Here is a 14,560-nt window from a genome sequence, read left to right as displayed (position 1 = left end):
AACGAATTGATGAGCGACGACTTTGCGAGAGTCTCACCAATGAACAAGCAATTCTTCAATCTCTACACGCACCACTTTGCCCGCGTCGCGGTGGCGATCCCGCGCGTGCGCATCGCCGACCCCGGCTTCAACGTCGAACAGACGCTCACCCTGGCGCGCCAGGCCGCCGACGAAGGCGCCGTGCTGGTTGCCTTCCCTGAGCTGGGCCTGTCCGCCTACAGCTGCGACGACCTGTTTCACCAGCGCGCGCTGCTCGACGCCTGCCTCGATGGCCTGGCGAAGATCATCGAGGCCTCCAAAGCCCTGCCGGTGGCGCTGGTCGTCGGGCTGCCGTTGAAGGTCAACCACATGCTCTTCAATTGCGCCGCCGTGGTCGCGGGTGGCCGCGTGCTGGGCGTGGTGCCCAAGAGTTTCCTGCCTAATTATGGCGAGTTTTACGAATCCCGGCAGTTCAGTGCGGCGGATTGCGCGGCGGTCGACCAGATCGACCTGTTCGGCGCCACCGTGCCCTTCGGGCCCGAGCTGCTGTTCGAGATCGAGAACCTGCCACTGCTGCGCTTCCACGTCGAGATCTGCGAAGACGTCTGGGTGCCGATTCCGCCGTCCTCGTTTGCTGCGATGGCCGGCGCCACGGTGCTGGTCAACCTGTCGGCCTCGAACGTCGTGGTGGGCAAGAGCGGCTACCGCCACCAGCTGGTCAGCCAGCAGTCGGCGCGCTGCCTCGCGGCCTATCTGTACACCTCGGCCGGCCGCGGCGAATCGACCAACGACATGGCCTGGGACGGCCAGTCGCTGATCTACGAAAAGGGCGAGCTGCTGGCCGAGTCGGCGCGCTTCAGCGACGATTCGCACGTCATCTATGCCGACGTCGATCTCGACCGCCTGTCGAACGAGCGCATGCACGCGACCACCTTCGCGCAGTCGGTGCGCCGCCATGCGGACGAGGTGGCGAAATTCCGCCTCGTGCAGTTCAGTCTGGACCTGCCGCTCGAGCGCGACATGCCCTTGGCGCGCACGGTCGAACGCTTCCCCTACGTGCCGGCCGACCAGGCGCGGCGCGACGAGCGCTGCACCGAGGTCTACAACATCCAGGTCCAGGCCCTGATCCAGCGTTTATCCAGCACCGGTATCAAGAAGGTCGTGATCGGCGTCTCCGGCGGCCTCGATTCGACCCATGCGCTGCTGGTCTGCGCTAAGGCCATGGACCGTCTCGGCCTGCCGCGCACCAACATTCTTGCCTATACGATGCCCGGCTTCGCCACCAGCGAACGCACGCTCCAGCAGGCCAACGACCTGATGGCGGTGGTCGGCTGCAACGCCCAGCTGATCGACATCCGCCCGAGCTGCATCCAGATGCTCAAGGACCTCGGCCACCCCTATAGCGAAGGCAAGGCGGAGTACGACATCACCTTCGAGAACGTGCAGGCGGGCGAGCGCACCAACCACCTGTTCCGGCTGGCGAACTTCCACAATGCGATCGTGATCGGCACCGGCGACCTGTCCGAGCTGGCGCTGGGCTGGTGTACCTATGGCGTGGGCGACCACATGTCGCACTACAACGTCAACGCCAGCGTGCCGAAGACCCTGATTTCCTACCTGGTGCGCTGGGTGGCCGAAACCGGCGCCGTGGTGGAAAATGGCGCGGAGGTGCTGCTCAAGATCCTCGACACCGAGATCAGCCCCGAGCTGGTGCCGGGTGGCGACAAGGCTGGCCAACCGGCCCAGATCACCGAGAACACCATCGGGCCCTACGAGCTGCAGGACTTCAACCTGTACTACACGCTGCGCTATGGTTTCAAGCCGAGCAAGGTAGCCTTCCTTTCCTGGAGCGCCTGGCACGACCGCGAGCAGGGCCGGTGGCCGAATGCGGCCAGCGTGCGCAACCAGTACGAGCTCGCTGCGATCAAGAAGAACCTGGGCATCTTCCTGTGGCGCTTCTTCAAGACCAGCCAGTTCAAGCGCACCTGCGTGCCGAACGGGCCGAAGGTCGGCAACGGCGGCTCGCTGTCCCCGCGCGGCGACTGGCGTGCGCCGTCGGATTCCGAAGCCACGGTGTGGATGGACGATCTCAACAATATTCCTGACTAACCTGTTTAGAGAGACAAGAAAATGAAACAGATTACCTGCGTGATCAAACCCTTCAAGCTCGACGAAGTGCGCGAGGCGCTGGCCGACGTCAACGTCACCGGCCTGACCGTGACCGAAGTAAAAGGCTTCGGCCGCCAGAAGGGCCACACCGAGCTGTACCGCGGCGCCGAATACGTGGTCGACTTCCTGCCGAAGGTAAAGATCGAGGTGGTGGTGGACGACGCCATGGCCGAGCAGGTGGTCGACGCCATCATCAAGGCGGCCCGCACCGGCAAGATCGGCGACGGCAAGATCTTCGTCCAGAACGTGGAACAGGTGATCCGCATCCGTACCGGCGAGACCGGCCCCGACGCCGTCTAAGGCGCCGTCTCCAGGTCGCGGCAGGGCCCCGCGACGCTTTCCAAGCTCATCCGTTGTAGGTCTATTCTTGCTTGAAGACTAGCCGGCGTCCCAAATCGGACGACGGCTGAGCCAGTTATTATACGTTTAATAATGTCAAAATGATATTAAACGTGTTGTAGCTCTCAAGAAAGAAGAACATGAGCGACCTGGAAAAAATCCATACCGGCATCCCCGAGCTTGACATGGTCCTGCGCGGCGGATTGCCCAAGCAACGCATCCACCTGATCGAAGGCCGGCCCGGTTCCGGCAAGACCACGCTTGGCCTGCGCTTCCTGATCGATGGTGCGGAAAAGGGCGAGAAGTGCCTGTACGTCTCGCTGTCCGAAACGGTGGAAGAACTGCGCGCCACCGCATTCAGCCATCTCTGGTCGCTGGACGGCGTCGTGCTGCGCGAAGTCGTGCCCTCCGAAGTCGAGCCGGGTCGCCAGCAAAGCGTCCTGTTTCCATCCGAAGTGGAACTCGGCCAGACCATCGCAGCGATTACCGAGGCGGTGCGGGAAGCCGCGCCTGCGCGCGTCGTGATCGATTCGATGTCCGAATTGCGCATGGTGGCCGACGACCCGATGCGCTATCGCCGCCAGATCGTGGCGCTCAAGCGCTTCCTGCTCCAGCAGCCGAACTGCACCACGCTGCTGATGGACGATCTGACCGACGAACCTCGCCAATACGACCTGCAGGGGACGGTGCACGGCGTGATCACGCTGGAACAGCGCGAACGCGAGTTCGGCGCCGCCCGCCGGCGCATGCGGGTGGTCAAGATGCGTGGCGCCGAGTTCCAGAGCGGCTGGCACGATTTCGCCATCACCGAGCGCGAAGTCTTCGTGTTCCCCAGCCTGATCGCCGATGAACACAAGGGCGAGCGCACGCGCGACACGATCACGAGCAACATCCCGGCGCTCGACACGATGCTCGGCGGCGGACTGGCGCGCGGCACCGCGGTCATGATCCTGGGCCCGACCGGCGTCGGCAAGTCCTCGCTGGCGCTGCAATACGCGAACGTGGCCGCCGAACGCAATGAGCACGTCGCCTACTTTGCCTTCGACGAAACCCGGGAAACCCTGCTGGACCGGGCCAACGGCCTGTCGATGCGCGCCGCCGACGCCATCAATGACGGCACCATTTATTGGGAACGCATCAATCCCTCGCGCATCTCGCCGGGTGAATTCATCTGGAAGGTGCGGCGCCAGGTCGAGGACCAGAAGGCGGCCGTGGTCATCATCGACAGCCTGAACTCCTACCTCGAGACCATGCACGAGGAAAAGGCGCTGATGCTGCAGATGCACGAGCTGCTGAGCTATCTGTCGAACCAGGGCGTGCTGTCGATCCTGATCGTCGGCCAGCGCGGCCTGCTGCAGGACGTGAGCGATCCGCTTGACGTCGCCTTCATCAGCGACACCGTGATCCTGATGCGCTACTTCGAAGCGGAAGGCGACGTGCGCAAGGCGATCTCGATCGTCAAGAAGCGCCCCGGGCGCCACGAAACCAGCATCCGCGAGTTTTCCCTGACCAGCAACGGTGTCGCCGTCGGTCCGCAACTGGAAGGACTCGAGGGCGTGCTGACCGGTGTGCCACGGCTCACGCCGGATGGCCCCGAGACGCCGCCGGCCGCGCCATGACTGATCCGCGCAAACCTGGCGCCGAGGTCGTCGTCGCGATCTGTGCGCCATTCGGCTACGACGAAGCGGCCCTGTCCGAACTGCTGAGCGAGTGGGGAGCGCAGGCGCGCCCCTGTACCGATGGCGCCCAGCTCGCGGCGGCGGCTGCCGACCCTGGCGTGTGGGTGCTGCTGCTGACCGACGATGCGCTGGAGACGCACGCCACGCCCCTGGCCGCGGCCCTGCAGGCCCAGCCAGCGTGGTCGGACCTGCCGCTGATCGTGCTCAGCGCGCAAGCGGGCAGCGCCGGCGCGCACATGCAGTGGGCTTTCCTGCGCCAGTTCGCCAATATCACGGTGCTGGGCCGGCCGGGTTCCTCCTATGTGCTGCGTTCCGCCTTCGACGCGGCGTGCCGGGCGCGCGCCTGGCAATTCACGGTGCGCGAGCAGATGCACACCCTGACGGCGGCGGCCGGCCTGCTGGAGCAGCGGGTCCTGGAGCGCACCGCCGAACTGTATGCCGAGGTGGAGACCCGCAAGCGCGTCGAAAGCGCCCTGAACGAATCGCGCAAGCTGGAAGCGATCGGGCGCCTCACGGGCGGCGTGGCGCACGATTTCAACAACCTGCTGCAGGTGATCCAGGGATCGACGTCGCTGCTGCCGCTGGTCGAGCCGGGCAGCGAGCGCTACCAGCGTGCCCTGCACGCCATCCAGCGCGCCGCCTCGCGCGGCGCCAAGCTGACGCACCAGCTGCTCGCCTTCGGGCGGCGCCAGGCCCTGGCCGACGGCGCAATCGACGTCGCGCGCCAGCTGCACGAGATGCAGGACCTGCTGCAGCAGTCGGTGCGCGAGCGGATCCCGCTCACGCTGGAAGTCGAACCCGGCCTGTGGCTGGCCGAGGCCGACCCGACCCAGCTCGAAGTGGCGCTGCTCAATCTTGCGGTCAACGCAAAGGACGCGATGCCGGAGGGCGGCACGCTGCACATCGACGCGCGCAACCTGGTGCTGCCGTCGCCAGACGCGCCGGGCGTGGAGCTCAGCGGCGACTTCGTCTGGCTGCGGGTGGCCGACAGCGGCAGCGGCATGCCGCCCGAGGTGGCGCGCCAGGCTTTCGATCCCTTCTTCACCACCAAGCCGGTCGGCGCCGGCACCGGCCTGGGCCTGAGCCAGGTGTACGGATTCGCGCGCCAGTCGGGCGGCACGGCCTGGATCGATACCTCGCCCGAGGGCACGGCCGTGTCGATCCTGCTGCCGCGCAGCACCGCCGACGCGGTCGCGGAGCGCGACGACGGTGCGCTGGAGGCGCCGCTGGTGGCAGGCATGCGCGTGCTGTACGTCGAGGACGACTCCGAAGTGGCCGAGGCCACCATCGAGCTGCTCGACAACCTCGGTTGCGAGGCGACCCTGGCGCGCGACGCGGCGCAGGCCCTGCAACACACCATCGGGGATTTCGATCTGGTGTTTTCCGATGTGGTCATGCCCGGTCCGATGGACGGCATCGGCCTGGCGCGCCAGGTGCGTGCACTGTACCCGCACATGCCCGTGCTGCTGGCCAGCGGCTACGTGGTGGCGCCGGAGCGCCTGCAGGGGATGCACATCAGCGTGCTGGCGAAGCCCTACACGCAGGAAGAGCTGCGCCGGGCGCTGACACGCCTGCTGGCGCAGCGGGCCTAGCGGCCCATGCGCAGATCGAACTTCCAGGTGATCAGGCGCAGCCCGCTGATGAAGAGGGCGCTCGACCACAGCGCGAAGTCGTGCTCCAGACCGTACATGCCCATCAGGAGGAACAGCCAGTTACCGAGGAAGGCGCAGATCGCATAGGGCTTCCCGTCGCGGAAGACCATCGGCACCTCGTTGCAGACGATGTCGCGCAAGACGCCGCCGAAGATTCCGGTGATTACTCCCATCATCGAGGCGATAAAAAGCGGCATGTTGGCGTCCAGCGCGGCCGAGGTGCCGGCGATCGAGAACAGTCCCAGGCCGACGGCATCGGCGATCACGATCAGGCGTTCGGAGACGATCTGGCGCAGGGTACGGATCAGGGGCGAAGCGACCAGGGCCAGCACGAAGATCAGGATCGCGTACTCCTGGTGGATCACCCAGAACAGCGGACGGCGGTCGAGCAGGATGTCGCGCAGGGTACCGCCGCCGAAGGCCGCGATGAAGGCAACCGTGAACACGCCCACCAGGTCCATGCGTTTGCGCCGCGCTTCGATGAAGCCTGAGAAGGCGCCGACCAGGATCGCCATGATTTCGATGAACTTGATGAGGGTCATGCGGTAATGAAGAGCGGAGGTGTTGCTAGACTACCATGCCGCTCTGCATTTACGGAATGTCCGCCGCTCGTTTGGTAAGGTGCACGGCGAAGCCATGCACCTTGCGTTCAGCGTTGATCCAGCAGCGGCAGCCTTACCGCGAACACGACCTCGCTGCCGTTATGGCGATACGCGATCTCGCCATGATGCTCGCGCACGATCTGCTGCGCGATGTACAGCCCTAAGCCCATGCCCGTACGGTTGCGGGGGTTGTGCAGGGACGCGCGCTTGAAGGGATTGAACAGGGTGGCCACGAGTTCCGGCGGGATCGGCTCGCCCGCATTGAAGACCTCGACCACGGCCTCCTTGCCGTCCACGCGCACGCACACGCGCACCGGCTTGCCGATTTCTCCATGGTGGCGCGCGTTGCTCAGCAAATTCGACAGCACCTGTCCCATCCGCCCGCTGTCGGCACTCACCACGGCCGGCTCGTCGCACGCCAGCTGGAAGGGGATGGTGGGATAGGCCAGGCGGGCTTCGTCGATCAGGTCTTCCACCAGCGCCGTCAGGTTGACCGGCTCGAGCGCCACGCCCAGGCCAAGGCCGCCGTCGATGCGGCTCATGTCGAGCACCTGGGTGATCATGCGCTGCATGCGGCTGGTCGAGGACTGGATGCGCTTGCCGAGCGTCGGCTGGGCGCTGCCTTTTTCCAGCACCATGCCGGCCATGTTGATCGAGTGGAGCGGGTCGCGCAGGTCGTGGCCGAGCATCGCCAGCAGCTGGGCGCGCGTGGCTTCGGTCTGGGTGCGGCGCGAGGTCATCACACGCACCAGCTCCGCGAGGGTCAGGCGCGAGTTGGCCAGGATGGTTGCTTCCCACGGATGCGCATGCCCGCGCACCGTCTCGTACCAGGCGTCGAAGGAGCCGCGCGGCGTCAGGCGCGCGCCCAAGGGGCCGATGGCGGTGGTCTTTTCGGGGCGGCCACCCCAGGCGACCTGCTCGATCTGTTCGACGCGCAGCAGCACGCACCAGCCGTTCGCAGGCGCGTCGAAGGGCAGGGCCAGCATGCCCACCCACTTGCCGAGCCGCTCGCGGATCGCTTCCGGCCAGTCGTCCAGCTTTTCGCGCGCCACCAGATCGTGCGCCCCTTCGGGCAGCGAGGCAATGATGGCCTCGGCCAGGTCGGCGGGCACGTCGCCACGCACCTGTACCTTGTTGTAGTAGCTGGTGAGCTGGGCCTGGGCTTCGGTGGCGCCCAGGATCGCATCGGAAAAGCGGCCGAAGGTCTCGAGCGGGTCGTCTTCGAGCAGCAGGTCCTCGACCAGCTTGGTGCGGGTCGAGGCCGAGCGTTCGATCATGCCCGTTTCCAGGCGCGACTCGATGCTGTGGATGGTCGAGGCCATAACCTGGGCCAGCACGTCGGCCGCCATCCGGATCGAGTAGGGCACCAGCCGGCGCGCCATGTGGTGGCAGGCGATCAGGCCCCACAGGCGGCCGTTGATCACGATCGACACGCTCATCGAGGCGCCCACGCCCATGTTCTTCAGGTATTCGATGTGGATCGGCGAGACGCTGCGCAGGACGCCATGGCTCATGTCGAGCGGCAGCGCATCGGGCGCGCCCAGCAGCGGCACCATGGTGTCGTTGACGTCGATGATCGAGCGCAGGGTGTTCAGGACGTACAGGCGGCGCGCCTGCGCCGGGATGTCGGAGGCCGGGTAGCGCTGGCCGAGGTAGGGCACGATGTCGGCGCGCCGGCTCTCGGCCACCACGTCGCCGCTGTCGTCCGGGCGGAAGCGGTAGGCCATCACGCGATCGAAGCCGGTGAATTCGCGGATCTGGTCGACGGCGCTGGACAGCAGGCCTTCGATGGTTTTCTGGCGGCGCAGGCGGTCGATCGAGGTGTGCGCCCGGACCGCGAACTGGGCCACCTGGTCGGCCGCGACGATGCGCTGCTCGAACTCGGCCACGACCCGGCGGAAGGCGGCATGCACGATGCAGTCGAAGTCGGCGCCGCCGATGGACACCGGGACCATCGAGGGGGTGACGTCAGGGTCGCCCGGTCCGACGTAGTCGAGCAGGAGTTCGAGTGCGGCGGGCGGCAGGGCCAGCGCGGCGTAGGGGGCGCCGAGTTCGAGTGCGAGGCCGAGCATCGCGGGAGCGTTCGCGCTCCAGCCTTCAAGTGCGCCGTCGAGGGTGAAGAAGAGCAGGGCGCCGTGCGGCTGGACCGATCCGGGGATGTGGATGGGCTCGTCCGCGCAGTTCAGCAAATCGACCTGGCGGCCGTGCTCCATTGGAATCACGGTGTTTCCCTGCACGCGCCACCCTTTCTCGTCGATTCCGGCAAATACCGGCGCTACGCATTTTACATGGAAGGCCTATTTCCCGATGCAACAATAACAGTTGCGTGTGTAACAATCAGTCGACGAGTGCGGGACGCAGCAGCACGATGAGGGCGCCGTGGCCACCATCTTTCTTGCCCGCAACGCAGAAGGCGACGACTTCGCTTTTCTGCACCAGCCAGCTGTGGACGATCCCGCGCAGCACCGGTTCGCCCTTCGGCGAGCCGTAGCCGATCCCGTGCACGATGCGCACGCAGCGCACCCCGCGGCGGTTGGCGCGGTGCAGGAAGTCGGTGACGGCGTCGCGCGCCTGGTCCCGGTTCATGCCGTGCAGGTCGAGTTCGTCCTGCACCGGCCAGTGGCGCTTGCGCAGCTTTTTCACTACGTCTGGACCGACGCCCGGCTGGGCGTAGCTGAGGGAGGGATCTTCGTCGAGCAGGCCGTCGACATCGAACAGGTCCGACAGCGACTCGCGCAGGACGGCCTCGACCTCTTCTTCCTCGGTAAGGGGCGTGCGGTCCTTGAACACGCGGTCGGACGCCACGTACACCGGGCGGTAGACGTAGCGGTCGGATTCGGGAATCTTGGTCACGCCGTCCATGGCGCCGCGAAATTCCACGGCGCGTTCGCGCGCGATCCGCTCGCGTTTTTCGCGCTCGGCTTGTTCGATGGCGCGCACGCGCTCGTCTTCCTTGAGCTTGTCGCGCAAGCCCTTCAACTCGGCAAAGTCCTTCATGCCCGCCATCGTACTGCTACTCCTTATTGAGGATCGTCTTCCAGCGCTTCCAGGTAGCGCTGCGCGTCGAGCGCGGCCATGCAGCCGGTGCCCGAACTGGTGATAGCCTGGCGATAGATGTGATCCTGCACGTCGCCGGCCGCGAACACACCCGGCACGCTGGTGGCGGTCGCCATGCCCTCGGTGCCCGAACGGGTCAGGATGTAGCCATTCTTCATCTCGAGCTGGCCTTCGAAGATGCCGGTGTTCGGCTTGTGGCCGATTGCCACGAACAGGCCGTGCACGCTCAGGTCCTTGGTTTCGCCGCTGCCGGTCGACTTGATGCGCAGGCCGGTCACGCCGCCGTCGTCGCCCAGGACTTCGTCCAGGGTGTGGTTCAATTCCAACACGATCTTGCCTTCGCTAACCTTGTGCATCAGGCGGTCGACCAGGATCGGCTCGGCGCGGAACTTGTCGCGGCGGTGCACCACGGTGACCTTGGAGGCGATGCCGGCCAGGTACAGGGCTTCCTCGACCGCGGTGTTGCCGCCGCCGATGACCGCGACTTCCTGGTTGCGGTAGAAGAAACCGTCGCAGGTGGCGCAGGCCGACACGCCCTTGCCCATGAAGGCCTGTTCCGACGGCAGGCCGAGGTACTGGGCCGAGGCGCCGGTGGCGATGATCAGGGCGTCGCAGGTGTATTCATTGCTGTCGCCGACTAGGCGGATCGGTTTTTCGTTCAGGTAGGTCGTGTGGATGTGGTCGAACACGATGTCGGTATTGAAACGCTCCGCATGCTGCAGCAGGCGCTGCATCAGTTCCGGACCCTGCACGCCCAGCGGATCGCCCGGCCAGTTCTCGACGTCGGTCGTGGTCATCAGCTGGCCGCCCTGTTCGACGCCGGTCACCAGCATCGGTTTCAGGTTGGCGCGCGCGGCGTAGACGGCAGCGCTGTAGCCGGCAGGACCGGAACCGAGAATCAGGACTTTGGCGTGTTTGGAAGTAGTCATGGAAGGCTTCGTAAAGAGATGAACAGACGGAAACTGGGGACGGTTCGCACGGGAATCAAGACCAGGAATACAACATGCGTGCAACAGTAGATTATAGACGATGATGCACGGGAGCATGAATCATAGGCCAGCCCAGCCGTATATGGCTTAGAATGGGCGGATTGTCGATAGCGAGCACTTCTGTTTCGCCTTCCTTGTCACCAGTTTCAAATTCGGCAGCACCGAGCAATGAGCAAGAACAGCCAAGCCAGTACGTCAGGATACACCCGCACTGCGCAGTCTACCCGCGCCCGCCAGCCCTTGCCCGGCCGGCTTTCGCGCCTTCTTTCGGAAGCGCGCTGGATCGCCATGGCCGTCGCTTTCCTGTATTTCGTGCTTATTTTATTAAGTTATAACAAGGGCGATCCGGGCTGGTCGCACGCCAACGCCGTCCCCAAGATCGCCAACCTGGGCGGCAAGGCCGGCGCCTGGCTGTCCGACCTGCTGCTGTTCATCTTCGGCTTCTCGGCCTGGTGGTGGGGCGTGATCTTCCTGCGCGGCGTCTGGAAGGGCTGGCGCCGCCTGAGCGACAAGCTCGCGCCCGGCGAGGAGGAAGCGGCCCATACCGGCGAGATGTACGTGCGCTGGACCGGCTTCGCCATCATGTTCGCGGGCAGCCTGGGTCTGGAATACCTGCGCATGTGGTCCTGGAACGTCGAGCTGCCGCGCGCCGCCGGCGGGGTGCTGGGCCAGCTGATCGGCCATTCGGCCCACGTCGCCTTCGGCTTCACCGGCGCGACCCTGCTGCTCCTGCTGCTGTTCGGCCTGGGCTTCTCGCTGTTCTTCCAGGTGTCCTGGCTGGCCGTGGCCGAGCGCATCGGCGAGTCGGTCGAGAACACCATCGACTGGTTCCGCCTGCGCATGGAGGACCACGAAGACCGCAAGCAGGGCGAAGCCGCGGCCGTCAAGCGCGACGAGCTGGTGGTGAACGAACGCCAGAAATACACCGAAAAGCATCCGGCCCCGCCGCCGATCGTGAAGGCCGAGCCGATGCTGGAGCCGCGCGCCGAGCCGCCGCATCGGGCTGATCCCGAGCCTAGCATCCTGCCGCCGTCGACCCCAGGCTCGCTCGCCATGCCGCCTGCGCAGGCCGCGGTACCGTCGATCAAGATCGAGCCGCAGATCACCAGCGTGCCGAAGTCCGAGCGCGCCCAGAAGGAAATGCAGACCCCGCTGTTCCACGAGCTGGCGGGCGAGGGCGGCCTGCCGCCGCTGGCCCTGCTGGACGAGGCGCCGCCGGCGCAGGAGATGGTGTCGGTCGAGACCCTGGAGTTCACCAGCCGCCTGATCGAGAAGAAGCTGTCCGACTTCGGCGTCGAAGCCAAGGTCGTGGCGGCCTATCCGGGCCCGGTCGTGACCCGCTACGAAATCGAGCCGGCCACCGGCGTCAAGGGCAGCCAGATCGTCAACCTGGCGCGCGACCTGGCGCGTTCGCTGTCCCTGACCTCGATCCGCGTGGTCGAGACCATCCCGGGCAAGAACTACATGGCGCTCGAGCTGCCGAATCCAAAGCGCCAGATCGTGCGCCTGTCCGAGATCGTCGGCTCCAAGGTGTATGGCGACAGCGCATCGGCGCTGACGGTCGCCCTGGGCAAGGACATCGCCGGCAAGCCGGTCTGCGCCGACCTGGCCAAGATGCCGCACCTGCTGGTGGCGGGTACCACCGGCTCGGGTAAATCGGTGGGTATCAACGCGACCATCCTGTCGCTGCTGTACAAGTCGGATCCGGCCGACGTGCGCCTGATCCTGATCGACCCGAAGATGCTGGAGATGTCGGTCTATGAAGGCATCCCGCACCTGCTGGCGCCGGTCGTGACCGACATGCGCCAGGCCGGCCACGCCCTGAACTGGGCAGTGAACGAGATGGAGCGCCGCTACAAGCTGATGTCCAAGCTCGGCGTGCGTAACCTGGCCGGCTACAACGGCAAGATCGCGGAGGCTGCCAAGCGCGAAGAGCACATCCCGAACCCGTTCTCGATCATGCCGGACAATCCCGAGCCGCTCGAGAAGCTGCCGACCATCGTCATCATCATCGACGAGCTGGCCGACCTGATGATGGTCGTCGGTAAGAAGGTGGAAGAGCTGATCGCCCGCATCGCTCAGAAGGCGCGCGCAGCGGGCATCCACCTGATCCTGGCGACCCAGCGTCCGTCGGTGGACGTCATCACGGGCCTGATCAAGGCGAACATCCCGACCCGCATCGCCTTCCAGGTCTCGTCCAAGATCGACTCGCGCACCATTCTCGACCAGATGGGCGCCGAGACCCTGCTGGGCATGGGCGACATGCTCTACATGCCGCCGGGGACCGGCCTGCCGATCCGCGTGCACGGCGCCTTCGTGTCGGACGACGAAGTGCATCGAGTTGTAAAACATCTCCAGTCGCTCGGTGAACCGAACTATATTGAAGGCATTCTCGAAGGCGGCACGCTGGAAGAGGGCAATGCCGACGGCATCCCGGCGGGCGAGGGCGGCGGCGAGGCCGATGCGCTCTACGACCAGGCGGTGGCCGTGGTGCTCAAGAACCGCAAGGCCTCGATCTCGCTGGTCCAGCGCCACCTGCGCATCGGCTACAACCGCGCGGCGCGCCTGATCGAGCAGATGGAACAGAACGGTATGGTGTCGCCGATGCAGTCGAACGGCAACCGCGACATCCTCGTTCCTGCCACCACCGCTGAATAAACCGTCGCCTTCCGTAGGGTGGGCGGGTCTTCCCCGCCCACGCGGTCGACGTGCGGCGGCGAGGACCACAACAAGAGGAATAGACATGAAATTCACGACCCAAGCTATCGCAGCACTGTTCACCACCGTCGCCCTGTCGAGCGCCGCCCACGCCGGCGCCCTCGACCAGTTCAAGACCTTCGTCGCCGGCACCAAGTCCGCCAAAGGCGAGTTCACCCAGCAGCAGCTCACCAAGTCCAAGAGCGGCAAGACCGCCCCGGTATCGAGCGGCAGCTTCGTGTTCGCCCGTCCCGGCAAGTTCATCTGGACCTACCAGAAGCCCTACGACCAGCTGCTGCAGGCCGACGGCGACACCCTCTACATCTACGACAAGGACCTGAACCAGGTCACCACCCGCAAGCTGGGCAACGCGCTGGGCTCCTCGCCGGCCGCCATCCTGTTCGGCAGTAACGACCTGGAAAAGAACTTCACCCTGACGGAGGCCGGCGAGCGCGATGGCGCCGAATGGCTGACTGCCGTACCGAAGACCAAGGACACCACCTTCGAGCAGATCGGCATCGGCCTGAAGGGCGGCGTACCGGTGGCGATGGAACTGAAGGACCAGTTCGGCCAGGTCTCGCTCCTGAAGTTCACCAGCTTCCAGCGCAACCCGGCGCTGGGCGCCCAGCAGTTCAAGTTCGAGGTCCCGAAGGGCGCTGACGTCGTCAACCAATAAGACAAGCGCCTCGGCATCGGCATCCCGGTATCCGGCTGGGGCCTGCTCAAGCGATAGAGCCTTACGTCTCAGTAGATCCTGGTGCGCAGGTCGATGTGCTTGATCGGCTCCAGGGTCAGGAAGGTGGCGCCCGTCGGCGCCGCCTGCAGCGTGACCCAGATCGTGTGTTCTTCATAGAAGTAAGAGCGGTTCGCGCCGAATACCGAAGCGCGGAAGCGCCCGTTCCAGTCGATCCGGACCGCGTCCCCCAGCTTGCCCTCGAACAGGGGAGAGGCCAGCCAGGCCGGCCATTTGGTCCTCAACATGCTCTCCCATGGATGGAACAGGGATACGGCAAAGCCGTCGCCGGTGCGCCAGGCCTTGAGGTTGTCCGGCCGGGCGGGACGGTCGTGGGCCCAGGCCGGATCCTCCATGCTGCGCACCAGGTGGCGCGGCTCGAAGCCCTCGTCTTCCAGCGCCGCCACCTCGTGGCGGATCGTCGCCTCGCCGCTCAAGAGCGGCAGCGCATGGACCCGGGGCAGGGCCAGCCGCGTCCCGGCATCCGCGGCGGCGCGCGAGGCCTTGGTCCACCTGGACCAGACGTCCTGGATCATCAGGACGGGTGCGGCTTTCTTCATGGGACGGCTCCGGCATGGCAGTACGCCGGATTATACGGCTGGCCTGCCCCGTGCGGCCTGCCGCCCTACGGCGCATCGGCTACACTAGGCGCATGCACAAGCAT

General features: G+C 65.7%; 11 protein-coding genes. 6 read left to right on the top strand and 5 right to left on the bottom strand.

Annotated elements, in window-relative coordinates:
- Positions 1-39 precede the first annotated feature (39 nt).
- The 4 genes from GV068_RS01070 (at position 40) to GV068_RS01055 (ending at position 5,758) form a co-directional block, all read left to right on the top strand.
- Positions 40-2,088, top strand: a complete 2,049-nt coding sequence (locus GV068_RS01070; protein ID WP_159695593.1) for an NAD(+) synthase — start codon at positions 40-42, stop codon at positions 2,086-2,088.
- Positions 2,089-2,109: 21 nt separating this feature from the next.
- Entirely contained in the window at positions 2,110-2,448 is a 339-nt protein-coding gene (locus GV068_RS01065; RefSeq protein WP_159695592.1) for a P-II family nitrogen regulator, read from the top strand.
- Positions 2,449-2,627: 179 nt separating this feature from the next.
- On the top strand, positions 2,628-4,106 hold the full coding sequence (locus tag GV068_RS01060) for an ATPase domain-containing protein (protein WP_159695591.1): 1,479 nt from the start codon (positions 2,628-2,630) through the stop codon (positions 4,104-4,106).
- Complete coding sequence (locus GV068_RS01055; RefSeq protein ID WP_159695590.1) at positions 4,103-5,758, top strand: ATP-binding protein; 1,656 nt, start codon at positions 4,103-4,105, stop codon at positions 5,756-5,758. The genes GV068_RS01060 and GV068_RS01055 overlap by 4 nt, the downstream gene beginning before the upstream one ends.
- On the opposite strand, the gene GV068_RS01050 is transcribed toward GV068_RS01055, so the two are convergent.
- From GV068_RS01050 to trxB, 4 genes are all read right to left on the bottom strand, one after another.
- The gene (locus GV068_RS01050; protein WP_159695589.1) at positions 5,755-6,360 is read right to left on the bottom strand and encodes a trimeric intracellular cation channel family protein; all 606 of its coding nucleotides are present in this window, start codon (positions 6,358-6,360) and stop codon (positions 5,755-5,757) included. The genes GV068_RS01055 and GV068_RS01050 overlap by 4 nt on opposite strands.
- A 107-nt stretch (positions 6,361-6,467) precedes the next feature.
- Positions 6,468-8,633 carry an ATP-binding protein gene (locus GV068_RS01045; protein WP_159704409.1) on the bottom strand — a complete coding sequence of 722 codons (2,166 nt, stop codon included), beginning with the start codon at positions 8,631-8,633 and terminating at the stop codon, positions 6,468-6,470.
- A 124-nt stretch (positions 8,634-8,757) separates the two neighbouring features.
- Positions 8,758-9,426 carry a Smr/MutS family protein gene (locus GV068_RS01040; RefSeq protein ID WP_159695588.1) on the bottom strand — a complete coding sequence of 223 codons (669 nt, stop codon included), beginning with the start codon at positions 9,424-9,426 and terminating at the stop codon, positions 8,758-8,760.
- A gap of 14 nt (positions 9,427-9,440) precedes the next feature.
- Positions 9,441-10,406, bottom strand: coding sequence for a thioredoxin-disulfide reductase (gene trxB, locus GV068_RS01035; RefSeq protein WP_159695587.1), 966 nt, complete (start codon positions 10,404-10,406; stop codon positions 9,441-9,443).
- A 228-nt stretch (positions 10,407-10,634) separates the two neighbouring features.
- Here trxB and GV068_RS01030 point away from each other — a divergent pair, with 228 nt between their 5' ends.
- Positions 10,635-13,124: a DNA translocase FtsK gene (locus GV068_RS01030; RefSeq protein WP_159695586.1), complete on the top strand. Its 2,490-nt coding sequence runs from the start codon at positions 10,635-10,637 to the stop codon at positions 13,122-13,124.
- An 85-nt stretch (positions 13,125-13,209) separates the two neighbouring features.
- Positions 13,210-13,839 carry an outer membrane lipoprotein chaperone LolA gene (lolA, locus tag GV068_RS01025; protein WP_159695585.1) on the top strand — a complete coding sequence of 210 codons (630 nt, stop codon included), beginning with the start codon at positions 13,210-13,212 and terminating at the stop codon, positions 13,837-13,839.
- A 68-nt stretch (positions 13,840-13,907) separates the two neighbouring features.
- Here the strand turns inward: lolA and GV068_RS01020 are convergent, their stop codons facing one another.
- Entirely contained in the window at positions 13,908-14,456 is a 549-nt protein-coding gene (locus GV068_RS01020) for a hypothetical protein (RefSeq protein ID WP_159695584.1), read from the bottom strand.
- Positions 14,457-14,560 lie beyond the last annotated feature (104 nt).

This window comes from Massilia sp. 9I (assembly GCF_902506415.1).
In the GTDB taxonomy this organism is placed as follows: Bacteria; Pseudomonadota; Gammaproteobacteria; order Burkholderiales; family Burkholderiaceae_D; genus Telluria.
Note: the sequence above shows the minus strand (reverse complement) of the source record. Positions and strands in the feature narration are given on the sequence as shown.